The organism is Pedobacter endophyticus (assembly GCF_015679185.1).
In the GTDB taxonomy this organism is placed as follows: Bacteria; Bacteroidota; Bacteroidia; order Sphingobacteriales; family Sphingobacteriaceae; genus Pedobacter; species Pedobacter endophyticus.
In genome coordinates, this window is the sequence record NZ_CP064939.1 from 3,972,820 (window position 1) to 3,997,047 (window position 24,228).

The 24,228-nt window shown below is 42.1% G+C and carries 23 protein-coding genes; 7 read left to right on the forward strand and 16 right to left on the reverse strand.

Annotated features, from left to right (window positions below):
* Window positions 1-372: 372 nt before the first annotated feature.
* The 4 genes from IZT61_RS16115 to IZT61_RS16130 all read right to left on the reverse strand — a co-directional run bounded on the left by IZT61_RS16115 (window position 373) and on the right by IZT61_RS16130 (window position 8,263).
* A complete protein-coding gene (locus tag IZT61_RS16115; RefSeq protein WP_196098071.1) occupies window positions 373-534 on the reverse strand; it encodes a hypothetical protein in 162 nt (53 codons plus the stop codon).
* An 86-nt stretch (window positions 535-620) separates the two neighbouring features.
* Window positions 621-5,825 carry a CheR family methyltransferase gene (locus IZT61_RS16120; RefSeq protein ID WP_196098072.1) on the reverse strand — a complete coding sequence of 1,735 codons (5,205 nt, stop codon included), beginning with the start codon at window positions 5,823-5,825 and terminating at the stop codon, window positions 621-623.
* Window positions 5,826-5,894: 69 nt separating this feature from the next.
* Window positions 5,895-6,926: a chemotaxis protein CheB gene (locus tag IZT61_RS16125; RefSeq protein WP_196098073.1), complete on the reverse strand. Its 1,032-nt coding sequence runs from the start codon at window positions 6,924-6,926 to the stop codon at window positions 5,895-5,897.
* 260 nt (window positions 6,927-7,186) lie between these two features.
* Window positions 7,187-8,263 (reverse strand): fatty acid desaturase family protein, encoded by a 1,077-nt coding sequence (locus IZT61_RS16130; protein WP_196098074.1) that lies wholly within the window; start codon window positions 8,261-8,263, stop codon window positions 7,187-7,189.
* A 369-nt stretch (window positions 8,264-8,632) separates the two neighbouring features.
* Here IZT61_RS16130 and IZT61_RS16135 point away from each other — a divergent pair, with 369 nt between their 5' ends.
* The 7 genes from IZT61_RS16135 to IZT61_RS16165 all read left to right on the forward strand — a co-directional run bounded on the left by IZT61_RS16135 (window position 8,633) and on the right by IZT61_RS16165 (window position 12,980).
* The gene (locus IZT61_RS16135) at window positions 8,633-8,944 is read left to right on the forward strand and encodes a phosphoribosylpyrophosphate synthetase (protein ID WP_196098075.1); all 312 of its coding nucleotides are present in this window, start codon (window positions 8,633-8,635) and stop codon (window positions 8,942-8,944) included.
* A 55-nt stretch (window positions 8,945-8,999) separates the two neighbouring features.
* On the forward strand, window positions 9,000-9,476 hold the full coding sequence (locus tag IZT61_RS16140) for a BON domain-containing protein (RefSeq protein WP_196098076.1): 477 nt from the start codon (window positions 9,000-9,002) through the stop codon (window positions 9,474-9,476).
* Window positions 9,477-9,545: 69 nt separating this feature from the next.
* On the forward strand, window positions 9,546-10,124 hold the full coding sequence (locus IZT61_RS16145) for a hypothetical protein (RefSeq protein ID WP_196098077.1): 579 nt from the start codon (window positions 9,546-9,548) through the stop codon (window positions 10,122-10,124).
* Between the two features lie 87 nt (window positions 10,125-10,211).
* Entirely contained in the window at window positions 10,212-10,751 is a 540-nt protein-coding gene (locus IZT61_RS16150; protein ID WP_196098078.1) for a DUF421 domain-containing protein, read from the forward strand.
* A gap of 46 nt (window positions 10,752-10,797) precedes the next feature.
* Window positions 10,798-11,841 carry an AI-2E family transporter gene (locus IZT61_RS16155; protein WP_196098079.1) on the forward strand — a complete coding sequence of 348 codons (1,044 nt, stop codon included), beginning with the start codon at window positions 10,798-10,800 and terminating at the stop codon, window positions 11,839-11,841.
* Window positions 11,842-11,884: 43 nt separating this feature from the next.
* The gene (locus IZT61_RS16160) at window positions 11,885-12,469 is read left to right on the forward strand and encodes a hypothetical protein (RefSeq protein WP_196098080.1); all 585 of its coding nucleotides are present in this window, start codon (window positions 11,885-11,887) and stop codon (window positions 12,467-12,469) included.
* A 10-nt stretch (window positions 12,470-12,479) separates the two neighbouring features.
* On the forward strand, window positions 12,480-12,980 hold the full coding sequence (locus IZT61_RS16165; protein ID WP_196098081.1) for a YlmC/YmxH family sporulation protein: 501 nt from the start codon (window positions 12,480-12,482) through the stop codon (window positions 12,978-12,980).
* 675 nt (window positions 12,981-13,655) lie between these two features.
* Here the strand turns inward: IZT61_RS16165 and IZT61_RS16170 are convergent.
* The 12 genes from IZT61_RS16170 to IZT61_RS16225 form a co-directional block, all read right to left on the reverse strand.
* The gene (locus tag IZT61_RS16170) at window positions 13,656-14,921 is read right to left on the reverse strand and encodes a DUF2254 domain-containing protein (RefSeq protein WP_196098082.1); all 1,266 of its coding nucleotides are present in this window, start codon (window positions 14,919-14,921) and stop codon (window positions 13,656-13,658) included.
* On the reverse strand, window positions 14,921-15,346 hold the full coding sequence (locus IZT61_RS16175) for a hypothetical protein (RefSeq protein WP_230383728.1): 426 nt from the start codon (window positions 15,344-15,346) through the stop codon (window positions 14,921-14,923). Before IZT61_RS16175 ends, IZT61_RS16170 begins: the two co-directional genes overlap by 1 nt.
* Window positions 15,347-15,442: 96 nt before the next feature.
* A complete protein-coding gene (locus IZT61_RS16180) occupies window positions 15,443-16,945 on the reverse strand; it encodes a trypsin-like peptidase domain-containing protein (RefSeq protein WP_230383729.1) in 1,503 nt (500 codons plus the stop codon).
* 20 nt (window positions 16,946-16,965) lie between these two features.
* The gene (locus tag IZT61_RS16185; protein ID WP_196098083.1) at window positions 16,966-17,256 is read right to left on the reverse strand and encodes a hypothetical protein; all 291 of its coding nucleotides are present in this window, start codon (window positions 17,254-17,256) and stop codon (window positions 16,966-16,968) included.
* A gap of 11 nt (window positions 17,257-17,267) precedes the next feature.
* Window positions 17,268-17,849 carry a hypothetical protein gene (locus IZT61_RS16190; protein ID WP_196098084.1) on the reverse strand — a complete coding sequence of 194 codons (582 nt, stop codon included), beginning with the start codon at window positions 17,847-17,849 and terminating at the stop codon, window positions 17,268-17,270.
* Window positions 17,846-18,403 (reverse strand): hypothetical protein, encoded by a 558-nt coding sequence (locus tag IZT61_RS16195; protein WP_196098085.1) that lies wholly within the window; start codon window positions 18,401-18,403, stop codon window positions 17,846-17,848. Before IZT61_RS16195 ends, IZT61_RS16190 begins: the two co-directional genes overlap by 4 nt.
* The gene (locus tag IZT61_RS16200) at window positions 18,404-18,820 is read right to left on the reverse strand and encodes a hypothetical protein (protein ID WP_230383730.1); all 417 of its coding nucleotides are present in this window, start codon (window positions 18,818-18,820) and stop codon (window positions 18,404-18,406) included.
* A 125-nt stretch (window positions 18,821-18,945) separates the two neighbouring features.
* Window positions 18,946-19,749, reverse strand: a complete 804-nt coding sequence (locus IZT61_RS16205) for an SDR family oxidoreductase (protein ID WP_196098086.1) — start codon at window positions 19,747-19,749, stop codon at window positions 18,946-18,948.
* A gap of 94 nt (window positions 19,750-19,843) precedes the next feature.
* Window positions 19,844-20,317, reverse strand: coding sequence for a DUF305 domain-containing protein (locus IZT61_RS16210; RefSeq protein WP_230383731.1), 474 nt, complete (start codon window positions 20,315-20,317; stop codon window positions 19,844-19,846).
* 59 nt (window positions 20,318-20,376) lie between these two features.
* Window positions 20,377-21,441, reverse strand: coding sequence for an AI-2E family transporter (locus tag IZT61_RS16215; protein ID WP_196098087.1), 1,065 nt, complete (start codon window positions 21,439-21,441; stop codon window positions 20,377-20,379).
* Between the two features lie 19 nt (window positions 21,442-21,460).
* Window positions 21,461-23,299: a glycoside hydrolase family 15 protein gene (locus IZT61_RS16220; RefSeq protein ID WP_196098088.1), complete on the reverse strand. Its 1,839-nt coding sequence runs from the start codon at window positions 23,297-23,299 to the stop codon at window positions 21,461-21,463.
* Between the two features lie 15 nt (window positions 23,300-23,314).
* Window positions 23,315-24,217 (reverse strand): mechanosensitive ion channel family protein, encoded by a 903-nt coding sequence (locus tag IZT61_RS16225; protein ID WP_196098089.1) that lies wholly within the window; start codon window positions 24,215-24,217, stop codon window positions 23,315-23,317.
* Between the last annotated feature and the right edge of the window lie 11 nt (window positions 24,218-24,228).

Consider the following 24,228-nt stretch of genomic DNA (forward strand, 5'->3'; position numbering starts at 1 on the left):
GAAACGGCATCGTATTGTCCTATAACAAAGTTGTTGGCATAGGCGTGATCAGAGATTCAAATCACCAGCACATCTTATTCCATCACAGCACGATAAGCGTAATTCCTCTTAATGGTAGTGAGGTCACATTTGAAATTGAATTCCGCAATGGCTCATTGGTTGCCGTAAATGTAAAGTTTTCCGCTGTCAAAGTTACCTCTGATAATATTATGTTGTCCGAATAGTCGGGCGGCAAATATCATCCATAGGAAAAAAGTGTCATTATGAACTATTTTGATGTGGTTTAAATAATATTTGTAGTAAGTCTCTGTATTGTGAGATTTACCGGTCGATACCTTTCCTTTGTAAAAAAAAACTGACTTTAAATAGCTTTCAAAGCCATGCAAACGATAAAACATCTTTCGCATGGCCTCTTATTTTTTTAGAAAATTTCTGATGCCGGTGGCAGCCTTTTACCTCCACCTCATCAATTGAACTTGTGCTGCCAGGGATATTGGCTAAACCACCTTCGCAAAAAACAGCAATTTCAATCATCAGATGGCTTGTCTACATGGCGGATTTTTTTGAAAAAAGTTCTCTCTATTATTTTTTAACAAAAAATGTTGAATGTTAATGTAGCCTCATTTTGACTTTGCAAATTTCAACGGAAGCCGGACCTCAACCTTCGTTCCTTTACCGGGGGTCGAACTGATCTTGACCTTCCCCTTTAAAAGATCAGCCTTGTTGCGGATAGAGGCCAGACCAATTCCCGGTTTGTCTTGAATATTCTGATCTACACCCACACCGTTGTCCCTGACTTCAATCAGAACCTCGTCAACTTGAGCTACAATCTTTACCTTTGCACGGGTCGCTCTGGCATGCTTGACCACATTCACCATCAACTCCTGCGCGGTGCGGAAGATAGCCAGTTCTACATAATTGTCCAGCTGAACAGTTTCCACTAAAACCCTGCAATCAAACCTCACCTCTGAGGTGAGCTGCTCACAAACATCTTTGATTGCCGCACTTAGCCCGAATTCAGCCAATACAGTTGGCATCAGCTCGTGCGAAATGCGCCGGGTCGCTTTAATCGAATCAGTAAGCAATGAGGTGGTGTATTCTTTTGATTCATTGAACTTATCGGGTTTTTCTGTTGCGTTTTCTACCGTTAAATAATTGATGGCAAGCCGGGTACTGTAAAGAAGTTGCCCCAGACCATTGTGAAGGCTTTCTGAGATTCTTCTTCGCTCTTCTTCCTGTGTGCGCAGGGTAACCTGAAAAATTTGCAGCTGTTGTTCTGCTTCAAATTGGCGTAGACGCTCCTCCGCTTTGAAACTGGCGGTTATATCCATGTCAACGCCAAGTATCCTAATTACCTGTCCGGCACCATCCTTGATCAATGTAGCTTTGATCCTGAGTTTTTTTTCTGATTCGCCCACGAGAATGGTCAGGGTTTCCTCCAGTTTATCCGTGCCGTTTGTAATGTCCGAAACAACGCGTGCCGCGGCTTCCTTGCAGTCTTGTATAGCGTAGGCAAGATATATATCTGGCTTGATAGCGAGTTCTTTATCTACGTTAAAGAGCCGGTACATACCCTCAGACCAGCTTAACTCTCTGCTTTGTAAGTCATATACCCAGGTACCTGTAGTGGCAACCTCCTCTGACTGTTGCAGTAACAGATAGTTTTTGTCACGTTCATCTTCCGAAATCCTTTGTGCCGTGATATCACTAGCTACACCAAACCATTCTATTATCTCCCCATGGTCATCCAATAACGGGACTGCCCTTGAATTTGCCCAGCCTATCCGTCCGTTGGCAAGCAAGACCCGGTGCTCGAGCTCGAATAGACGTTTGTGCATGATTGCCTCGTCAATGACCGCTTTGACTTTCTGGTGCTCTTCAGCGGGGATGTAATGTATCAACCATTCGTGAGCCGGCGAAGGTGTATTGGATAAAAAGCTGTCACTTTGCATGGCGTACATTTCTGTCCAGTCTGCATTCATATGATATATCAGGTCTGAACTTGCCATGACAAACATTCTGAACTGTTCTTCTGAATTTTTAAGGTCTTCTTCGGCCAATTTGCGTTCGGTTATGTCCATATTGGTTGCAACCAGGCCATCATCGATTTTCGAGAACATACAGGAATACCATTTGCTGAATCCCTCGTGGGGATAGAAATATTCCATTCCTTCAGCGATGCCCGTCTCCATTACACGTTCCATGATACGGAACAATCCGGCAATTCTGATGCCCGGATATTCATGGGCGTAACGTTTGCCCACCAGGTCGTTGCGGCCGGTTTCCTTATTTAATTCGCGATTGGTCAGCATGATTTCAAAATCCAAGATGTTTCCCCGCTCATCCCTTACAGCGTTCAGAACTGACATGGAAATAAAGCTGTTGTCCAGAATGGACTGAAGCAGGTCACGGTTGCTTTTAAGCGCTATTGCGGAACTTTTGAGGTCCGTAATATCCCTTTCAATAGCCAGTACACTCACCAGTTCCCCATCGGGATTTCTTTCCGGAGTCAATCTGGAATAGAAGTAGGACTCACCTCCTGCTGTTTGAGAAGAACTGAAATGTTCAACCGTTTGCCCTGTTTCGAATGCCTTTACAAGGCTTTGTGTATAAGGCAAAACAAAGGAATCGGGAAGTCCCAAGTCACTATTCGTCTTATTGAGAAGGACATCGATACCCGCACCCATCTTCCTTTCAAAAGCGGCGTTGGCGAAAACAAGTTTAAGGTTCTTGTCCCACCGGGTGATCACATCAGGGGTATTACCAATTAGTGTGGAATACTGCTCCTTACTTTCCTTTAACTCCCTGGTTCTGATTTCAACCTCTTTCTCGAGCTCAATGCGGTAATTTTCCTCAGATAGGCGAAGTTCTTCCAAAAGTTCCCGTTGGGTGGTAAGGTCGCGCATGATCTTAACATAACCAATTATATCACCTTTAATGTCCCTTAATGGCTGGGTGGTTCCCGAGCCCCAGAACCTCGAGCCATCTTTTCGCAAATGCCAACCCTCGTTTTCCGCACGACCACTTTCCTCTGCCTGGATTAATTCCTTTTCAGCCACACCGGCCTCTCTGTCTTCACCAACAAAAATAATATCTTCAAGTTTACCCAACATTTCTGTTTCGGTATAGCCCAGGATAAGCTCGGCACCACTACTCCAGCTGATGACCTCCCTGTTATTATTTATGGTGAATATCGCATAATCTTTTGCACTTTCGATCAATAAGCGATTGCGTTCTTCGGATATTTTTAACGCTTCTTCCGAAGTCCTGCGCGAGGTAATGTCAAAAAAGGTAATCACAACTCCATTGATCCGGTCCTCGGAGGTTCTATAGGGAAGAAGGCGCATCATATATAGACGGCCATCGATAGTGTTAACCTCCCTCTCCACTGCATTAAGCGTTTTGAGAACCATTTCTGCGTCCTGAAGGAGATTATCGTTTTGTAGTTTGTTGGTAATATCGGTAACGGGCCGGCCATAGTCTCCGGATTTTAGGTTAAATATCTCCAGAACAGCCGGAGTAAACAGGCGGATGGCAAAAGTCCGGTCAAGAAATATCGTTCCGACATTGGCAGAATTAACCAGGTTTTGAAGATTATTGCTGGAGATGCTGGTTTCCTCAATCTTGACCTTTAGTTCCTGGTTTACCGTACGGAGTTCCTCGTTGATGGATTGCAATTCCTCTTTACTGGTTTCAAGTTCTTCGGCAGCTGAACGCAGCTCTTCATTCATCGCCTGCAACTCTTCATTCGAGGCCTTGAGCTCCTCTGCCTGATATTCATACTGCTCAATGGAATTCCTTAGCTGGGTCTTAAGTCCTATAAGCTCCTCCTCAAGCTGCCTGGCCATTGGTTCCTCAGCACTTACCATTAGCGTTTTGCTTTCCCGGGAAACTTCTTCTGATGGTAAAAAAAGCAGAAGGATGAAGCCCCTTTCAGGATCAGATTCTTCCATCACAGGGCGAACGTGAATATTCAACGATTGCGCTTCCCCGTTAATCGAAAGTTTGATATTCCTCAATTCAACTGAGCTCTTATTCTGGATGGCCTGATAAAGCGTCGCCCGGATTTCCAGCCTGATTTCGGGGCGGATTAATTTCAAAAGGTTTTTTGTGGGTTCACCTCCGGCAAATTCCAGGTATTTGCCTGCCCTTTCGCTCATATGAACAATCTCATAATCCTGATTGATTACCAGTGAGGGAGGCGCATACTGCTCGAGCATTTTTTGGTGGAGCTCGCCATATGAAACACGCTTTGTGAATGTCCCCTGATCATCAGACTTATTTATCAGATTCGTTCTTGGTTTTAACTGCGGTATGGAGTCCGGGACAGGGTAAGTTCTGGCGGCAACTTCTCTAGTCTGGAATATATGACTATCACGGTTAAAGGTCGTGTATAAATCATTTGCAGCATCCACAGATTCCGAGGTGCCGAGGAAAAGAAATTTTTTGGCCCTCAGTGCAAAATGGAAAGTTTCAATGACACGTTCCTGAGCAGTGCTGTTGAGGTATATCAGCACGTTGCGACAGGTCACCAGATCCAGTTTGGAAAAGGGAGGATCTTTCAAAAAATTGTGATTGGCGAAAAGGATCATCTCCCGGATCTCCCTTCTCGCACGGTAGCCATCTCCATCATGGGTAAAAAATTGCCTCAGTCTTTCAGGGGATACATCAGCGGCATCATTCAATGTGTACAGGCCTTCACGGGCGGTGGCGATAGCTGCTTCGTCGATGTCGGTAGCAAAGATCTGTATTTTCGGCGCATCATGGGTTCTTATCGCATGTTCAGCACAAAGCATGGCAAGAGAATAGGCCTCCTCACCGGTGGCGCATCCTGCCACCCAAATCCTTACCTGGTCACCCGATGTTTTGCCCAGAAAGATTGAAGGGATAACTTCCTGTTCGAGATAGCTGAAAGCCTTTCCATCCCTGAAGAAATTGGTAACCGAGATCAGAAGGTCTTTTAATAAGGCTCGGGTCTCTTCCTCATGCTCTTGCAAATAAGCTAGATAGGAGCTTAGGTCCGGAAGGTTATATACATTGATTCTTCGCTCGATGCGGCGGAGCAGGGTTGCCTGTTTGTAATTGGAAAAGTCATGTCCGGTACGGATTCGCAGCTGCGTGAAGATTTCATGCAGGGTTTCTTTCTGCGTTTCTGACCGATTCCCTGACTCTTCGCTTATTCTCACATTGCGTCCGTTTTCACGGTACGCAATAATATGGGCCGGGATTTCAGCGACATTCAATACCTCGTCGATCAGCTCAGTGGCAATAGCATGCCTGGGCATTTCATTAAACTCAGCCTCACGTGGATTCTGCACGAAACAGGCGCCTCCACGTTCTTTTATCCGTTTCAGCCCCATCGATCCATTTGCCCCGGTACCGGATAAAACAATGCAGACGGCTCTTGGGCCATGCTGATCGGCAAGCGAACGAAAGAATATATCCACCGGTGCACGGCGTTCCTCGATATTTAGGTTAGGAGAGACAGCGATCTCACCATCTTGCATGGTGAGGTGACGATCGGGAGGTACAACGTAGAGGTGGTTAGCTTCGATTGTAGTCCTGGAGGTAACCTGAGTGACCCTAATTTTGGTTTCCTGTTGGAGTATTGCAGCGAGTTGACTGTCATGGTCTGGTGAAAGGTGAAGAATAACAACATAAGCCATGCCGGAATCTTCCGGTACACCGCGAAAAAATTCCTGCAGTGCCTGAATACCGCCAGCCGATGCTCCGATACCAACAATTAAAAATTCCGACGGTTTCTGCTGTAGCTGCTCAACAGGGTTGAGCGGTTCTTTGTTATTTTTTACTTTGCTTTTTCCCATTGTATGCCCAGTGGTATTGTATTTATGTTATAACTCAATTTTGATCTTAAATCCAGATATAATTTCTGGTCAATATTCATTCTTTAATTCTTCCATGAGCGTATTTGGGCTCAGGGGCTCATGGCTATGTACGGCATTGCGTATCGTCACTGAACGCTCCTGAATTTCTATTGCCTTACGGAAATAAACGGCTGCCAGTTGGAGCTCATTGAGCTCGGCAAAATGGTCACCAAGCTGGTTCAAAAACATTATACTCTCATCCATTCCCCTGATGGCTCCGTAAAGACTGTCCTCAATCTTTACGCTCAATGACGACATTAGCGCATTAGCTGAATACGCATGGCCGGTATGGCATCTGAATCTGAAGCTCTTCCCATCGGTGATCTTGGAGAGCACGCCGTTGCACTCAGGACAGGAATATGGGGATAGGATACCTATATCCAATGATCCGTTTTCCATTGCATTTTTTTCTGCGGCTATATTAATTTCGATTCTGGTTTTTTCATCCCTTATAAGCGGTCTTTCTTCCGAAATATCTTCATTTGTCAACTTCACCAGCAGGCTTGCCATGACATCAACGGGAACACAGTAGTCAACATTTACCTCCCTCAGTGCGCTTTCGGGCATCGAGGGGGCTTCTGCATCCAGAGGATCCTGAACAATTGCCATACCGCCTCCGCTTTTTATTCGCCAGAGGCCGGCTGTTCCATCATCGAGCCCGCCGGAGAGGATTATTCCGATCACACGGTTTCGATAAGTATATGCCGCACTGCGGAACAAAGGGTCAACCGCTGGTCTGAAACGATTCTCCTTAGGACCATGTGTAACCCGTACACAGCCATCTTCAATCAGCAGGTGGTAGTCCGGTGGGGCTACATATATCCTGTTGGGCAAAATCGGTTCTCTGTCACATGCATTTGCGGCGTGGATCGAATTGAGCTTATTGAGAATATCGGGCAGAATACCGCGTAAATCCGGACTCATGTGCCAAACAATGAAGATTGAAGCCTGGAAATCAGATGGCAGGTTTTTGATTATTTTTTTTAATGCCTCGAATCCGCCAGTGGATGCACCAATCACGACAATGTTCCTTTTTATCATTTTTTATTATTAACTGGTCAATGCCATATCTAAATCATTTGTCTTTAGCAGAGGAAAAAACTCCCTAAGAATTTAGGCCTAACTTATCTGTCTAACACCTTTCTCAGTCCACAATCTCCTTAAAAATTTCAATTCAGGGGAGACCGAAAGTATGTCCCGATAAATATACGCTTAACAGTTGGTATTTCGGGCTAGCCCATAAGTCCGGCATGTTTGCCAGTCCCTGTCTATCTCATGTTTCAGTTACAAACACCCTTTCGTCAGGAATTTCCCAGTTCTTTTAAAAGGACGTAATGTGAGCGAAGTGCGCTTAGGAAAGTCTTATTCTCATGATAGGGCAACCCGAAATCCAAGGCAGTCTGTTTTACGATCACAGATATTCGGCCATAGTGTATGTGGCAAATCTTCGGAAATAAATGATGCTCAATCTGCCTGTTCAGACCGCCAAGGAAAAATGAAGCCAGAGCGGAATGAGGCGCAAAATTTGCCGTCGTTCTGATCTGGTGTTCAGCCCAGGCCTCCTTCATATTGCCTGTATCATCCGCAATAGGGAATTCAGTACCTTGGACGACATGGGCAAGCTGAAAAACAAGTCCCATAGTTATCCCTTGGGCCAAATGAAGTAACAAAAATCCGCTTAGAACCATCCACCAGGACAGATCCATATACAACACAGGCAGGAGGATAAAAATAAAATAATAGAGCGCCTTGTAAAAAAAGAGGTTGAAATACTCAATCCTTGGATGTAAATTCTTTCTGCTCCCGATCGTGTGCTGGAAAAATTTCTTGTAATCTTTCCTGAATACCCAGGAAAGCGAAGCCAAACCATATAATGGAAATGCATAGAGATGCTGAAAACGCTGGTGTGGCCTAAGCTTTTCATCTCTGCATACCCTTATCAATCCTGGTGCGATTTCGATGTCTTCATCATGTCCGGCTATATTGGTATAGGTATGGTGTACAATATTGTGGGTAATATTCCAGACATAGGGATTTGCCCCTATTAGATGGAAAAGCATGCTCAACACCCGGTTTATCCGTTTACTTTCGGAAAAAGATCCATGGATGGCATCGTGACAGATGTTAAAGCCTATAAATGCGGAGACTACTCCCAGCGCCAATGTAAGTATTGAAAGTGCCCAAACACTCATTCCGGAGAGGAGAATCAATAAATACAGAGCGATAAAAATGGTCAGGAATACAATTAGCTTTATCCACATCAAAAAATTTCCATTGATGCCAACACCCCTTTCTGCAAAATCACTGCTGACCCGCTTTCTTAACTCAGAGTAAAAATTCGCTCCTGTTGAAGCTGGAAACTTGGCTTTAATTTTCATATTTTTTGGCAGATTAGGGATGAAAGTCGGGATCATTCAGCGCTCAAAGTGGTAAATGTTTAAAGGAATTTCTTTACGACTCCATTAATCTAATGAGGTAACAATCGCAATTGTTTGGCTGTAAACCTTTACTTATTGAAAATCAGGTATACGCCGCAAGTCTTCAGAGCGGATCTCTCCTGCCGGTAATATCGCTCTTGCGTGCGTGGGTATGCAAAAAAGGACTCAGCTTATAAAAAATTTTCCAGATCTACATGGTAAAAATAAGTATCGGCTCATTTTATTGGGGTGCACTACGGGTTTATTTCAGGTATTTGCTGAGCAAACTAATACCGCCAATCGAAGTTGTTAGTGAAAACAGTGTTTGCTATGAAAGAAAGTTACGGAACATTATCACAAACCATTAATGGCTTGAAAAAGGACGGATACCCAATTGATTTTAGTGTGCTTAAGGATAACCTTGTTTGCCAGGGCAATGTAGATACATTTGCTCCTGAAGATTTTAAGATCGATAAAACATTTCGTTTCGAAGGTGCTACAAATCCCGGTGATGAATCTATTCTATATGCCATTTCATCGGTCAAGCATGACTTGAAAGGCATTCTAATAAACGGGTACGGCATTTCTGCAGATAGCAATACAAATGATGTAGTCTTAAAACTTACCAATAGGGACCTATAATATTACAATACTAACAACACCGCATTAAATTTAAATCGTATAAAATTAGTACATTATGAAAAACTATCATCTTAAAAAGCTTTCCCTTCCTCTACTATTGACCGGAGTAATGTTCTTGGCATCAGCCTGTTCTCACCGACCATCTGATGAGGACATCAAGGCAAGAGTTGACAAGCAACTCCAGGAAAATCCGGATTACGGGTCCATTACCTCCTCGGTAAGTGACGGTGTGCTGACCTTACAGGGAGTTTGTGCATCCAATGGCTGCGATAGTCTGGTCGAAAGCGAATTAAAAGATTTGGAAGGGGTGAAACGTGTGGAGAACATGGTCCAAATGGATCTTGAGACGGATCTTACCCTTCGTACCTCAGTCCAGTCCATTATCAGTAAATACAAGGGCGTTCAGGCTGACGTGGCCGCAGGAGTAGTAGTACTGAGGGGATCAATCGATAAAAGAGAAGTGGAGCCTTTGATGGATGAGCTCAAGGCACTTAAGCCCAGAAAACTTGATAATCAACTCGCCTTGAAATAATCCTTAAAGGTTTTAACCGACAGCAAGAATAAAACAATAATACAATAACTTCAAATAAAAAAGAAAATCATGAAAAAAATCAAACTATTACTTCTGGCCTCTGCTTTATTTGCCTTCGCAGCGCATGCGCAGATTCAAAAGGGAAATGTGCTTGTCGGCGCAAATTTAGCGAACTTAAGCTTTGGGCTTAAAGACCCCAATGTGATCAGTATTGACCTTACACCTAAGGCTGCCTGGTTCGTGAGGGACAATGTTGCCCTGGGTGGATATGTCAATCTCGGTATCCAGACTGCTAACTCCTCAAGCACGACCACGAATTACGGCATAGGTGCTTTGGGCAGGTATTATACAGGATCTGATGTGGAGCTATTAAGGCACGGAAGAATATTTGGAGAGGCAAGCCTGGGGCTTGGCGGGATTAATGTAAGCGATGGAGGAGGACATTCAAACGGTCTTGATATTGGATTTGGTCCGGGCTTCGCCTATTTTATCACACCGGCGATCGGCTTGGAAACCCTTCTGAAATATAATGGACTGGCCGGATTCGGCAACGCCGGATATCAAAGTACGCTAAGTCTTTCCTTTGGTTTTCAGATCTATCTTCCTGGGAAAAGCACGGCACGGAAAGTCAAAAATGACGTTCAGTGATCAGGCATAGCAGCTCTTGCCTTCAAATGGGCAAATTAACAATTTCCAGTAGCAAAATTTCAGCAGCACTTATACTTACCTAACAAGATGGAAAATATTTTTTTCGATAACTGGCAGAGCATCCTCCGTGCTTTCGTTATAACAGTTTTAGGTTATGGAACGCTGGTTTTGGCGATCCGGATTTCCGGAAAAAGGACCTTGGCCAAGATGAACGCCTTTGATTTTATAGTAACCATCGCTTTAGGATCCTGTTTGGCATCTGTTTCTCTCAATAAGAGTGTGGCATTGTCAGAAGGCATCATAGTTTATGCTACACTGATCGGGCTCCAGTTTTCTATCACATGGCTTTCTGTCCGCTTCAATCAAGTTAAAGTAGTTATAGGGGGAAAGCCCACATTACTGGCTTACAAAGGAAAGATTTTAGCAAAAGTGTTAAAGGCCGAAAGAATAACTATGCAGGAGATATATGTTGCCTGCAGAGCCAACAGCATATTTAACCTGGATGAAGTGGAGGTAATTGTGCTTGAGACCACAGGTGATATTACCGTGATTTCCAAACCTGGCTCCGCTTTCCCTGCACAAACCCTAGAGGATGTCGTTCACTCTTCATTTGATAAAACTGAATGACCATAACACTCATAGCGATTATAAGGGCGCAAAATGTAATTTTTCGATGATAGAGAATAAAAATAATACCAAAGCGGTAGAAAGCTTCAACCATAAGGTGTGGATAGCGAGTAGTGTAGTAGCTTTGATGATCGCATTTTTATGGCTCTTCAAAGCGCTCTTTGGAATATTGTTGCTGGTACTTGCAGGTGTGCTGATGGCTATCTATTTTCATGGCTGTGCCGGCCTGCTCCATAGATGGCTGAAAATACCATATAAGTTCGCGGTACTTGCTTCTGTGCTGCTCAACCTTGTTCTTTTATCAGCTTTTTTTTGGTTTGTAGGTGCCAGGCTTCAGGCACAGGTTGCTGAACTTTCGCAAACACTGCCCGGCACGATAAACCATGCTAAAGATTGGCTCAAACAGGCTCCATTGGGAGATAAGGTGCTCGATTATTTCGATCTTTCTTCGGATTCTGCCAAAACGATTGCCGTTGCCAAGCAGTTTTTCTCTTCCTCCTTTGGTATTTTGAGTGATGTCTACATTATTGTCTTGCTGGGTTTATTTTTTACTGCAGGGCCGGCTGAATATAAAACAGGTATCATTAAGTTATTGCCCTTAAAAGCAAAAGCTAAGGGAAATGAGTTACTCGAAGAAATAAGCAAGGTACTTAAAAACTGGATTAAGGGGCAGCTTTTCGGTTTTGTATTTATTGGGGTGCTCAGCGGAGTGGGATTGCTCATCATCGGCATGCCCCTGATTCTGACCTTGGCACTCGTGGCAGGCTTGATGAACTTTATCCCAAATTTTGGACCGATCATAGCGCTTGTACCCGCAGTTCTTCTTGCATTGATGGAAGGAACGACCACTGCATTGATTGTGGTATGTCTTTATACGGGAATACAAATTGTTCAAAGTGCGGTGACCCAACCCCTTATACAGAAGAAAATGGTGGACATACCGCCTGCACTTGTTATATTCGGACAGGTGGCAATGGGGATCCTTGCCGGTTTTTGGGGTATTTTACTTGCCACACCTGTGATCATCATTATTATCGCGCTGACCAATAAATTGTACATCGAGCGGCAGTCAGTACAGGATGCCAATTAGAGAAAACTATACACTGAAATTCAAATACAAAAAATCAAAAATTATGGCAGAAATTAAAATTGAAAGAAAGAAAATGTTGTGGCCCTGGATACTTGCCGGGTTTGGTATCGCTGCGGTACTGGCAATATACTTTTTTTACTACCGGGACAAAGAGAGTATAAATGTCTCCACAAAAAATGAGGGCGGAAAAATTCATGAGTCCATCGTGGAATACACCAGTTATGTAGACAGCGACACAACAGCCATGGGGCTCGATCACAAGTATACCCACAATGCCATATTGAAACTCGCGAATGCTATCAGGGATCTTGCCTCTCTAACCGGATATTCGGCAAAGAATGACATTCAGCAGGCAATAGATTGTGCCAATCTGATTACAATTGATCCAAATGCTGGAACGCATGCTGACAATATAAAGAAGGCAGCGGCTTTTCTCAGTACGGCTTTAGCTAATATACAGAAAAAGGGGTTCACCGGATTAAGAAATGAAGCTGATCAAGTCCGAAAAGCGGGGGAGGAAATAGATACGGATGTATTAACGCTTGACCAGAAAAGAAAGGTGAGGGCATTTTTTACTAATGCCTCGATACTGCTAAAAAAAATGGACCAAATTGAAAATGAACACTAAAAACGTAGTTATGAATGAAGAAAATAAAGACCTATATTACCTGGAAGAACTACCAGATTTTAAGGTGGCGAAAGAAAATCCTGATGTGAGGGGATGGAATGTTCTGGACAAAGATGAGCGAAAAGTTGGCACAGTAGACAGTTTGCTGGTTAGCAAGTCCGCGAAAAGGGTTGTCTACCTGGATGTGTTGGTAAATGAGAGTGTTATCGCAGCTGGACATGAAGTTTATGGCGCTCAAGTCGCAGGAGTGCATGAGTTTTTGAATAAAGCTGGAGAAGATCACCTCATACTGCCAATAGGTATGGTTACGATAGACGAAGCGTATAAAATCATCCGGTCAAAAAAAATAACGCATGATACATTTGCCAGCACAAAAAGGTTCAGTAAGGGAATAGCCATCAACCGTGATTATGAGCTTAGTGTCCATGGGACCTTTGTTCCAGGATTTCCTGAAAAAACAATCCCCGAAGCAAAAAACTTTTATGACCGTGAAGAATTTTTAGCTTATTAAAATTTATTGTTATCGTTTGTTTAAGATAGGGCATCTTTGCATGTCCTATCTTTTTCGAAGACATAGATAATTACCTTTACAACAACGGTAAAGCTATTATTTGCAAATGCAATATCCCAAAAATTGTATAGAATTTCTCAATGTACCAATAGTGAATATTTTTTAGATGTTAATTTTGGGCAAAATACACTCAACCTGTTCCAAATGAACCGATCGCACCATCTGAACGCTCTCTTTATCAAGGACAAATGAAAACGAGCAAATCCTTGTGTTTATAAGGTTTAAGTTATGCATCATAATAGAAGAATTTTTCTTTGAATGTCCAGATCTCTTCAGTGAGCGTCCATATAGAATGAGAATTTCGGCTGTTGATCAATTTTTGGTAATGTGTGTTATAGACGAAAGGGACTTGATTCAATTATCTTCGCGTGCAGATAATGAATGCGCAAAGGCAGAACAAGGCCGATGTGTACCTTTCAAATTCTACGTACGAAAGATAAAAATTCCGATAATTGTTCACCATAAGTGCAGGCAATAGAGGGCCTTGGTTCTTCTGTATTTTGAATGGTAAAGAATTTTTCAAAAGTGAAGTTTTCAAATTGATTGCACGAAAAATTGCGCTGATCTAAATAGTAATCTGAAGTGCTAAAATAGCTGAGTTTCCCTGTCTGCGTATCAGTCGTGGAACTGATTAGGTAATTCAGAACTGACAACCTTAACCTGAATAACTTCTAGCATTTTAGAGAAGAATTCCTGAAGGTTTTCGCTGGATTCCATTTTTCTGAACTTTGAAATCATGTTATATAAAGCATTTTGAATATAACGATCGTTACATCCATAATCCCATACAGGATATATACAATCGGTAAAAAGTTCGATAAATGTCCGGTCTTTTAAAATGATCCGAACCCTTTTTTGATCGTCTCTCAACAAAATTTCCGGTTCATGGTTAAGCCTGTAAAGAAACAGGTCGGATAGCGCGTGTAAACTCAGTATAGCTGTCTCAGGGTCATTAATCCCAGGACTTAAAGCCTTTAATGCTACTTCTGTCAGTTGGTGAAAGCCATAATAGAAATTATGGTCAACGGGCTGTCCTGGATAGAAATCCATAAACACCAATAGCTCGTCCATATTTTTATCATCCAAAGGCTTAGTACTATAAACTTTCAAAAATTCCTGTCCTTCTAGGAGGTAGGTGCCCGGGGGGAATTTAAATTCGATTAATAAATCATGATGGGCTGCATATATGACAAGTTGTTTCCTGTCAAAACCCTGATAATATCCTGATGCTCGAGTGAAAATAAACTGTGGATCTAATTGATGTAGGTCATCTGAACTTCCATTACCATCTGCAGTAATCAGGGAATTTTTGAGAGATTCCAATGTTTGTTTGTGAACACGTTCAATTATCGTTTCAAATTTTACTGACTGGGTAACGTAATGCAGGAAATAGATGAAAACAAAAATATCAACTACAGTAATCATTAATAGTAAATAGATACTTAGTGCCGGAACATAGATACCCGATTCAATGTCCCTGATAGTACTTAATAAAAATAATGAGTAGACAATTGTTCCGATATATAAGCCTAAAACACATTGCTGAAACCTATTCCCGATCATGCTTTCCAGCATACGGTTACTCATTTGGGAAGCGGCCTGGTTTAACAAAATCATTACCATGGAGAAGCTGAAGACCATCAAAGAAATAATACCTCCTGCTATGGTCGAGACAATAGTTCTTGCGGTACTGGCATCTTTTAACCTGACCCAGCTATAATGTGCTTTAATATATTTACCCGTACCGGAAACATCCAATTCAAGCATCAACCACGAAAATATTAAAAATCCAACGGCAATCACCGCCGGATAAAATGCAATGCTACTCACGGTCTTGTGGTAAGCGATCTTGAGCGATTTAGAGACTTGTCCGAAAATCATTACCTTGAAATTGCCGGGTTTGCTGTATAAATACTGTCCACTACATAGCAGCTTATTCCCCTCCAGGGTAATGCATATAAATACTCCTTATAATGCAACTTCATAAATCCCCCTGCATGATGGTTTAGTGTGTCCGCAACTTTCGAATCGTTCACAGAGAACATAAACTCATTGGAAGCAATACTCCCAGGTTGTTGGGTACGTATTCCAGCCAGTATCAATCGGCCTTCGTAAGTTTTGAATAGATATCCCTTTTGAACAAAATAATTTAGCTGCCCTGCTTTAACACCTTCTCCAAAAACGAAATAATAACGGTAATAAATGGTTGATACCAAAGCTATGAATAGGAGGATGCTTCCTACAATAACTATTTTCTTTTTAATTGACATCTTGTCGCGTGGGGACGCTGAATTGTTATTTTTCATCTGTACAAATATGTTTTTAATTGTGATGAAGCTATCATTGATTTATTCATTTCACTGTGTGGTTTTGAAATCATGATGGTTTCATAGTATTTTGTTTTATGCACCTAACGAGAGATTAAAAACAATCCGCAAACCTTCCGGATTGAGGCATTCAAAACGGGCAATTCCATTACTGGCGGACTTGAATGCTTCTTTCATGTCTTCGAGGTTATTGACTCGGCCACCATTTATACTTAAAATAATAGATCCTCGCTGGATCCCGATTTGCGCAAATAGACCAGCAGGATCAACAGCAATAACAGCAAGTCCAGTATTCATCCGATAATGTTGCCTGAATGCAGGATTTAGTGGCGCAAATGAGGCTCCAAGTTTTGATGAAATTGTTTGAGCATCAAGATTTAAGGTCCTCTGCTGCTTTGGCTCCTGTGCCTTCAAAGTAACCTTTTGATTCAGCACCTCCTTTCCACGCTTATATTCAAGTTCTATAACATCACCAGGATGATGCCTAGCTATGCGCTCGGATAATTCAACAGATGAGTTGATTTTAACATTGTCAATACCCTGAATGATATCCCCTTGTTTTAGTCCAGCCGAGGCGGCGGCGCTTCCAGTCTGAACGCCAGTAATATACGCTCCTTTTACCTTTCCCGGTTTAATTCCCTGCTGGATCAGATATTCGTCTTCTGTAGCTGGAGACGGAAAACTTACGCCCAGCAGTCCCCGCTTTACTTCACCATACTGGATCAGATCTTTAACTACTTTATCTACCAGGTTTACAGGAATAGCAAAACCATAACCTTCATAACTTCCTGTTTGGGAAGCAATCGCAGCATTTATACCAATAAGCTTTCCACTGGTGTTTACTAATGCTCCGCCACTGTTGCCCGGATTAATCGCCGCATCTGTTTGAATATAGGCTTCAACTGCTGAGCTCATAGCTGAGGAAGTACCTGACTGATCTTTTGAATTGCCAATTAATCCTATGCTTCTTTCCTTAGCACTCACAATGCCCGCAGTAACGGTTGTATTCAGAGAAAATGGATATCCGGCAGCCAACACCCACTGGCCGACCTTTACCTCATCAGAGTTGGCTATCTGAATCTGGGTCAGGTCGTTGGCATTGATCTTGATCACCGCAAGATCAGTGTTGGGATCCCTGCCGACTAGCTTCGCCTCAAATATTCTTTTATCTGTCAGGATAACTTCCACTGAAGTGGCTCCCTCTACAACGTGATTATTGGTAACAATGTAACCATCTTTACTCCATATCACTCCTGATCCGGAAGCCATTGCCGGGGCTGAACGTCCAGCAGAGCCATAATATGGATCATACGTTTGAGTGTTATTTGAAGATCTTTTTAAAACAACCTTAAGGTGGACAATGGACTGGGTAACTAGGGTTGCAGCCTGAGTGAACTCTGGAAGATCTTCAACTGCCTGCCCGTCGCTTTTAACATTAGCAAAATGAATGGATTGTGCGGGCGAATCGCCTTCGGAACCAAATATGTCCTGCTTGGAATCCATTAATTTAAATACGGTAAAACTAACCAGTGCTGCAACCAAAACTGTAATTAAGATTATTCCAAATTTTTTCATCATTTTCGCTTTTACATATTTCTTTAGATATCTGATTGCAATTCCAACACTGTTTTTATTTTTTCAATGGCACTGTTTACTGCAGATTCCAACGTAGCGGCATTAGCTGTGACTATCAAAGATTTCCTTCCTTGCTGCCAAATTTCAAAAAGGCAAAGGGTTTCCGCCACACCATTTCCTCTACTTAGGCTGACCAACAACAGATTTATGTCTCTTTCAAATCGACTAAGCGCATTTGAAATTTTACTTTCCAGAAATGCATGCAAACCTACCTTACCGTTACTATCCTGGTCTGTACTAATCTGCACCCGCATACCCTAACCAGTTAGTTCATTTTTTCAAGCAGTGCCGCGGCTTTCGTAAAAAATGCTTTTACTTTCTTTCTTTGGTCAAGCGTCTGCACTTCTGGGTCAATGTCATCTGCAGATTTATGCAATTTCCCAGATTCATCTGACAATGAAGGATATTTCTTTTGTTGAAGAGAAGTCAATGCTTCGGTCAAAATATCTGCGGACTTGATAATATCGTCCGCATGTGTAACTGCTAATGGATCTACAGTAATTTGATTTGCATAAGCATCCGCAGCGGCAAGGTCATTAACTAACCTATATCCGGCGGCACTTGACATTGACTTTATCGCCGCAGAAAGCTTGAGTAAAGCCTTGTTTGAAAATTCATGATTAAGACTCATTTTCTCGGGATCATCCTGAACGTAATCAATATATTCTTTGACCGTGGGGTTATTTTCCCGCTTTAGCAATAGATTCACCGCAGGACGATGGAGCTCCATAGTTTCGACTGTTCTAAAAGGCCATACTTTCAGAAAGTAAGCTCCAATAACCAGAATTGACAATCCTGCTGTTACCCATAGAAAGAACGGGTTAAAATGTTTTTTTTCACTGCTCATGTTATCCAATTTTGATTATTGTTAGTTACCATACCCTCCAGATTTACCCAATGATTATAGATATCTGAAGCATCTTCTTGATTATGTGGTATAAATACCAGTAATATTTTTCCATTTTTCAACCCTTCTGAAAATAGGGCAGAATCCTTGCCCGGCTCATCGGAAGATAGGATACGTCCAATCAGCCCTCCGGCAATGGCTCCAAGACTGCTGCCAATAACTCCAGAGGCAACCGGACCTATCATTACAAGGTTGAGTCCACGTATTCCCAGATTACTTCCCAGAGCGCCGATTGCAAAAGCAACACCTCCCATGATTCCACCCATTATTCCCCCTTCCAGAGGAGCATTGAACTCGTTCTCAGCATCAACCTCACCGCTTTTCTGAGAAATGCTGTAAAGCTTATCTTTGGTGGTACTTGCCATCGCCACGTTAATTTCCTCAGATACATACCCTTTCTTTAAAAGGTAGTTATACGCGTTTTCAGCACTATGCTTATCCGAAAAAAGTCCTGAGATATAATGCAAATTTGTATTATTGATAGGTTCATCCATTTAGTTGGTTTTGGTGGTTAATACAACTGTCCCAACCGGATACTGAATGTCAGCACTGTTTTCTGCAGTAACAAACAAATAATCAGGCTTAAAGGAACTTACAGTATTCAGCTCTCCTTCTAATTCGCTGGAGAAAAACCCACTGCTGCTGTTCAGCCTTCCTATATTCTTGGTTACCTTATTCTTTGTAACCAGCCATACTACATATAATTCCTTTTTTGGTTGAAGCCGCTCTGGCTCGGCAAGGTTAGTGATTTTTACATGTATAGCGTAGTTGCTATTATCATCCTTACTTATCTTTACCGCTCCCTTAGCCGCCGGAACAACAGATGAATTGAGGAAATTAAGAGTAGTCGAACACGATACAAGTGTAAATAGTATGCTAAGAATTAAAAGGAAAGACTTGGATGTTTTCATATGACAGATTTCAAGGTGAAGTTTAGATGTTAATTTAAGAATAACCACAACCCTTTAGAAATCCTTTGATATACAACAGCCAGCAGATGGTTTTGGTTTTAGTATAATATCTATATAATTCAAAATCAGCCATTGTTCACAAAACCGGGATACAATGTCATTCCTCCATCTACGTATATTGTTGTACCAGTAATGTAGTCGCTATCGTCTGAGGCCAACCATGTTGCAACCCTGGCAACATCGTCCGGCATTCCAATCCGCTGGTAGGGAATGAGTTTAAGCAACGCTTTTTTACTTTCTTCATTGTCCCAAACTTCTTTATTGATATCTGTAGCAATTGCACCCGGTGAGATACAGTTTACACGTATTTTTTTTGGTGCTACCTCAAGAGCAAGAGATTTCATTAGCATATCAATTCCTCCTTTTGAGGATGCGTAATTAACATGGCCTGCCCAGGGAATCACATCATGGACAGAACTCATAAAAATTATGTTCCCTATGCACGCTGAACTGTCAATGACAGATTTTTTCTTCTCAAAATATCTAATAGCTTCCCTTGCGCATAAAAACTGTCCGGTCAGGTTAACATTGATCACCGTATTCCATTGGTCTAAGGTCATTTCAGCAAATGAACTGTCCATCTGTATACCTGCATTATTAATTAAAATGTCCAGTCCACCATATAGCTCTTCCATTTTCTTGTACATCTCAATCACCTCGCTCTCCTTGCTTACATCGGCTTTTAAACTAGCACCTTTACCACCTTTTTTTTCAATCATACGGACTGTCCGGCTTGCCCCTTGTTCATCTTGATGATAATTTACGACCACGTTTGCCCCCTGTTCACCGAAAGCAACGGCGACCCCTTGTCCGATTCCCGAGCTAGCCCCGGTTACCACTACTGTTTTTGTTTGACTTTGTTTTTTCATATCCGTTTCGTTTATAATCTGCATGGACAGCAGAAATGAGCTGACTGCCTTATTTACTTATAACCCTGATTGTTATAGAAGTCCTTTTTTACAGCTATTTCTCCAGCCTTTGTAACATAGTTTTCATTTGGGCAATTTCTTTTTTTTGCGCCTTAATGATGTCATCCGCAAGTTTGCGTACTTCAGGATCCTTTATCTTAGCATTGGTACTGGTCAATATTGCCGAAGAGTGGTGCGGAATCATGCCTCTCATATACTGAACATCCCCAACGGCAGATTGTGTGCGCAGACCAGCGAATGCCAGCACAAACACCACTGAAGCGATTGCAGTAATCAGAATATTAAGTTTCTTATTCCCGTACATGTTCCTCATCATGAACATCATTAACAGTGCCATAGGAGAAACCATCAAAAGGGTCATATAGAGTCGGTTCAGGCTTATATATATATGGCTTAATTCAAATACATTTAAAAACATTATCGTATACATAATGACGAAGGATATAGCAAGCATTAGCGCAAACTGTCCGTAATTGCGATTGTCCATTTTGTTTTCTTGATTTTTCATTCCAAAAAAAAATTAGATTAATGAAATTAGTTAATTGGTATTTTACATGATCAAATGCCTTAATTATCACGTTTTTGAATAGAATTAGCTAAATTCTTCTCCTGACGTTCCACATATAGCTTATTGATTGTAGTCAACACTATAGCCACAACCGGAGTGGCCAGTAATACTCCCCAAAAACCACCTACTATACCCATTGCTACCTGTCCAAAAATCACTAATGCAGGCGGCATGTTGATCATCTTTTTTTGGATCAATGGTTGTGTTACTGCACTTTGAACAACCTGTATCGCGGTATAAAGACCCACAACGATTAAAGCTGTCGTGGGGCCTTGCATCAATGCAAGAAGCGAGGCAGGAACCATTGCGATGATCGGGCCAAAGTTTGGGATAAAATTCAGCAGCCCTGCAAACAATGCCAGGGTGAGAATGAGTGGCATATCCATTATCCACAATCCCACGCCAGTAAGCACTGCGATAAACATAAACCCAAAAAGCTGTCCTTTGATCCAGCCTTTTAAAACCTTATGAATTTCATCCAATAAGTTTTTGCCTTGTTCCTTAGCCTTTTCCGGCAACAAACTAATCACTCCACGTTTATACATTGATGGACTTGCGGTAAAAAAAGCACCCAATAATAGAATAATATACAAGTCACTCAAAATTCCAAATGAAGAAGATAGAAATTGTCTGGCGACCGAAAAAGTCTTTTCCGAGTCTCCCGAGGCGTTTAAATAGTCCAGAACTTTGGCACCCAGGGGATAGTGGCCCAGCCATTCTTTCGCATTACCGATAGTTTTTGGTAAAGTTTCGGATAATTCTGCGACTTGTTGCTGAAGCCTTGCGCCAACAAACCAGAAAAAACCTGTAAGTAGGACTATATTTAAAAGCACAGAAAATGCCAAGGCCGCTTTATAAGGTAAATGGAACCAGGTTTTAAGCCGTCCCGCACCGCCGTGAAAATAGATGGACATCAGAATTCCCGCCAATGCCAGTAATAAGACGCTGAAAAGCGTTTTGAATAACAGCAAAGTGATTAAAATAAATGACAATATGCCACCTGTTATCCATACTTTGTATTTAAAACCGCGCTCTTGAGCTGCGTAATCATCAGATTTTTGCATCGTTAAACATTAGTGACGGTTAATCATTGTCGTTATCTGTACTTTTATTTCTACTGTTATTGAGCTGCTTATCGAGGTTGTACGCAGCACTGATCAGGCCCAGGTGGGTGAACGCCTGCGGGAAATTCCCAAGATGTTCTCCCTTAAACCCAAGTTGTTCGGCATATAAGCCCAGGTGATTTGAGTAACCCAGCATCTTTTCAAAATAAAGCCTGGCCTTATCCAGTTGTCCGGATTTAGAAAGGCATTCTACGTACCAGAAACTGCACATGGAAAAGGTTCCCTCGCGGCTTATAAATCCGTCTGGTGCAGCATCCTGGCTATAGCGATAAACTAGGGCATCTGAAACCAGTTCATCCTCTATTTTTTTCAAAGTTGACAACCACCGTGGATCTTTAGGGCTAATGAAACGAACCAGTGGCATAAGTAATGCAGAAGCATCCACCGTGCCTGATCCCGGGGATTGCATAAAAGCCTGTTTTTCTTCATCCCAAAAGTCAGCATAGATGACATTAAAAATATTATTTCTTTCCGCCAGCCAGCGGGGATTAAGCGGGAACGACCTTGCTTCCGCAATTTTGATCCCCCGGTCAAGTGCTACCCAGCTCATCAGGCGTGAATAAAGAAAGTTTTGTTTGCCACCTCTCACCTCCCAAATTCCTTCATCAGGCTGGTTCCAGTTCTCCGCAAGCCAGTTCACCTGCTTTTCCAGGTTTTTCCACAAATCATAGGATATAGGTTCACCGTATTTATTAAAAAGGTATACCGCATCCATAAGCTCTCCATAAATATCTAATTGCAACTGTCCGTAAGCATCATTACCTATTCTTACAGGGGATGATTTTTTATACCCCTCAAAATTGGTAAGGATTTTCTCTTTCAACTGAGTTGCTCCGTTAATGGCATACATTATTCCCAAACGGTTTTCACCTTTTATATCTTCACAAAGATTTTCTACCCAATTCATAAATGCTCCGGCTTCTTTGGTATAGCCCATTCGTGTCAACGCATACATCGAAAAAGAGGTGTCCCTGATCCAGGTAAACCGGTAATCGAAATTGCGTGCTCCCCCAATGCTCTCCGGTAAACTAAAGGTAGCAGCAGCGATCATGGATCCATACTTATACGATGTCAATAGTTTCAAAACCAATGCAGATCGGTTTACCATATCACGCCACCTTCCAGAATAGGTAGACTGTTCCGCCCAACTCTTCCAATAATTTACAGTTTCAAAGAGACTTTTAGTAATGAATGCTTCAAAGTCCCTTTTTTCCGGATATTCTTCATCAATATGCTCAAATACAAAATCTGCAATCTCTCCTGGATTGAGATTGAAGTTGGCCATGACATCATTTTTCTGAATCGTAAGCGCAATAGAGCTTGTAAGGCGTAATAGGGTCTGAGGCTGGTTTTCTTTCGTTTTACTTCTAAATATTACCTCTGTATCAGAAATACGTTCCACGGTATGCAAATCTCTGCCATAACTGAACCTGGGGCTGCATTTCATCTGGTAACTAACTTTACCACGGATGGTGGTCACTCTTCTAATGAGCTCCTTGCCCTTGGACAATTCCTGAACAGGCATAAAATCTGTAACTTCAGCCACACCTTCTTCATCAAGAAAGCGCGTTACCAGTACATTGGTATCAGGTAAATACATTTGCTTTGATCTTGGATTTTGAAAAAGCGGGCTAATCTTAAAATTCCCTCCATTTTTATCATCTAAAAGTGCAGCAAATATGCTTGGTGAATCAAAATTCGGAAAGCACATATAGTCTATTGCGCCATCAAGCCCAATAAGCGCAACTGTATTCAGGTCGCCTATAATTCCGTAATTTTCTATTGGTTGATATCCCATAATTGATCCATTAATCTAGTGGTCATTTTTATCGTTTCTGGATTCTGTCATTTCATTAAACGCAACTCCCCCTTTAATACCAAAATCAAGCGTCCTTATTGGAAACGGTATCATGATATTGTGCTTATCGTACGCCTTTTTAATACGTATGATACACTGACTCTGCACCTCAAGAAAATTTATCTGTTCAGAGATGCTAATCCAGAGCCTGATCACATAATTAATAGAACTGTCCCCAAACTCTGTGTAAAACATGGTAACCTCATCGTCGTTGGTCAGTCCTTCAATATCTTTGACAGCCTCTAGGGTAATTGCTTTTACTCTTTCCAAATCTTCGCCATAGGAAATTCCCACTTTTAAATCAATTCGTCGCTTACCCAGTAGCGTATAGTTTTCTATCGGGTTCTGAAAGACGTCCTTGTTTGGTATGATCACCATCTGTCCCTGATAGGTACGGATGACAGTATCCCGGAGGTTGATTTCTTCCACCTTGCCCATGTAGTCCTTGATCTTTACAATGTCTCCAACAAACAATGGTCTTCTAATCGAGAGAAATATTCCCGAAATAAAATTGGCTGCGATATCCTGGAAGGCAAAGGCTAATGCTAGACCCAGTATTCCAGCTCCCGCCAGGATGGAGGTAACTGCTTTATCTAGCTGCAACACGCTTAAGGCAATGAAAATTATGATGCCTAAAAAAAAAATATAAATAATCGAGCTGAACAGGTTCTCCAGGGTCTCGTTATGGATAAATTTTCTCAATAGCTTTTTCAGGAGGTTCCTGACTGATTTTGCCAGAAAAAAACCAAAAACGAGTATGATTGCAGCGAGTGCGATATTTGGCAGCAGTTTAATGAGTTCCTTTGCCCAGAGGCTGAGCTTGTCCACGATCAATTGATAGGCATGATTGATATCCATAGTATCTGAAT

Bases quoted from the DNA above. Each gene is read 5' to 3' on its own strand.
- IZT61_RS16220 (WP_196098088.1), bottom strand. From the start codon at position 23,299: ATGGGATATCAACCAATAGAAAATTACGGAATTATAGGCGACCTGAAT.
- IZT61_RS16150 (WP_196098078.1), top strand. From the start codon at position 10,212: ATGGAAAATATTTTTTTCGATAACTGGCAGAGCATCCTCCGTGCTTTC.
- IZT61_RS16210 (WP_230383731.1), bottom strand. From the start codon at position 20,317: ATGAAAAATCAAGAAAACAAAATGGACAATCGCAATTACGGACAGTTT.
- IZT61_RS16170 (WP_196098082.1), bottom strand. From the start codon at position 14,921: ATGATTTTCGGACAAGTCTCTAAATCGCTCAAGATCGCTTACCACAAG.
- IZT61_RS16125 (WP_196098073.1), bottom strand. From the start codon at position 6,926: ATGATAAAAAGGAACATTGTCGTGATTGGTGCATCCACTGGCGGATTC.
- IZT61_RS16185 (WP_196098083.1), bottom strand. From the start codon at position 17,256: ATGCGGGTGCAGATTAGTACAGACCAGGATAGTAACGGTAAGGTAGGT.
- IZT61_RS16115 (WP_196098071.1), bottom strand. From the start codon at position 534: ATGATTGAAATTGCTGTTTTTTGCGAAGGTGGTTTAGCCAATATCCCT.
- IZT61_RS16165 (WP_196098081.1), top strand. From the start codon at position 12,480: ATGAATGAAGAAAATAAAGACCTATATTACCTGGAAGAACTACCAGAT.
- IZT61_RS16180 (WP_230383729.1), bottom strand. From the start codon at position 16,945: ATGATGAAAAAATTTGGAATAATCTTAATTACAGTTTTGGTTGCAGCA.
- IZT61_RS16145 (WP_196098077.1), top strand. From the start codon at position 9,546: ATGAAAAAAATCAAACTATTACTTCTGGCCTCTGCTTTATTTGCCTTC.
- IZT61_RS16225 (WP_196098089.1), bottom strand. From the start codon at position 24,217: ATGGATATCAATCATGCCTATCAATTGATCGTGGACAAGCTCAGCCTC.
- IZT61_RS16130 (WP_196098074.1), bottom strand. From the start codon at position 8,263: ATGAAAATTAAAGCCAAGTTTCCAGCTTCAACAGGAGCGAATTTTTAC.
- IZT61_RS16135 (WP_196098075.1), top strand. From the start codon at position 8,633: ATGAAAGAAAGTTACGGAACATTATCACAAACCATTAATGGCTTGAAA.
- IZT61_RS16140 (WP_196098076.1), top strand. From the start codon at position 9,000: ATGAAAAACTATCATCTTAAAAAGCTTTCCCTTCCTCTACTATTGACC.
- IZT61_RS16200 (WP_230383730.1), bottom strand. From the start codon at position 18,820: ATGAAAACATCCAAGTCTTTCCTTTTAATTCTTAGCATACTATTTACA.
- IZT61_RS16120 (WP_196098072.1), bottom strand. From the start codon at position 5,825: ATGGGAAAAAGCAAAGTAAAAAATAACAAAGAACCGCTCAACCCTGTT.
- IZT61_RS16215 (WP_196098087.1), bottom strand. From the start codon at position 21,441: ATGCAAAAATCTGATGATTACGCAGCTCAAGAGCGCGGTTTTAAATAC.
- IZT61_RS16155 (WP_196098079.1), top strand. From the start codon at position 10,798: ATGATAGAGAATAAAAATAATACCAAAGCGGTAGAAAGCTTCAACCAT.
- IZT61_RS16205 (WP_196098086.1), bottom strand. From the start codon at position 19,749: ATGAAAAAACAAAGTCAAACAAAAACAGTAGTGGTAACCGGGGCTAGC.
- IZT61_RS16195 (WP_196098085.1), bottom strand. From the start codon at position 18,403: ATGGATGAACCTATCAATAATACAAATTTGCATTATATCTCAGGACTT.
- IZT61_RS16160 (WP_196098080.1), top strand. From the start codon at position 11,885: ATGGCAGAAATTAAAATTGAAAGAAAGAAAATGTTGTGGCCCTGGATA.
- IZT61_RS16175 (WP_230383728.1), bottom strand. From the start codon at position 15,346: ATGAAAAATAACAATTCAGCGTCCCCACGCGACAAGATGTCAATTAAA.
- IZT61_RS16190 (WP_196098084.1), bottom strand. From the start codon at position 17,849: ATGAGCAGTGAAAAAAAACATTTTAACCCGTTCTTTCTATGGGTAACA.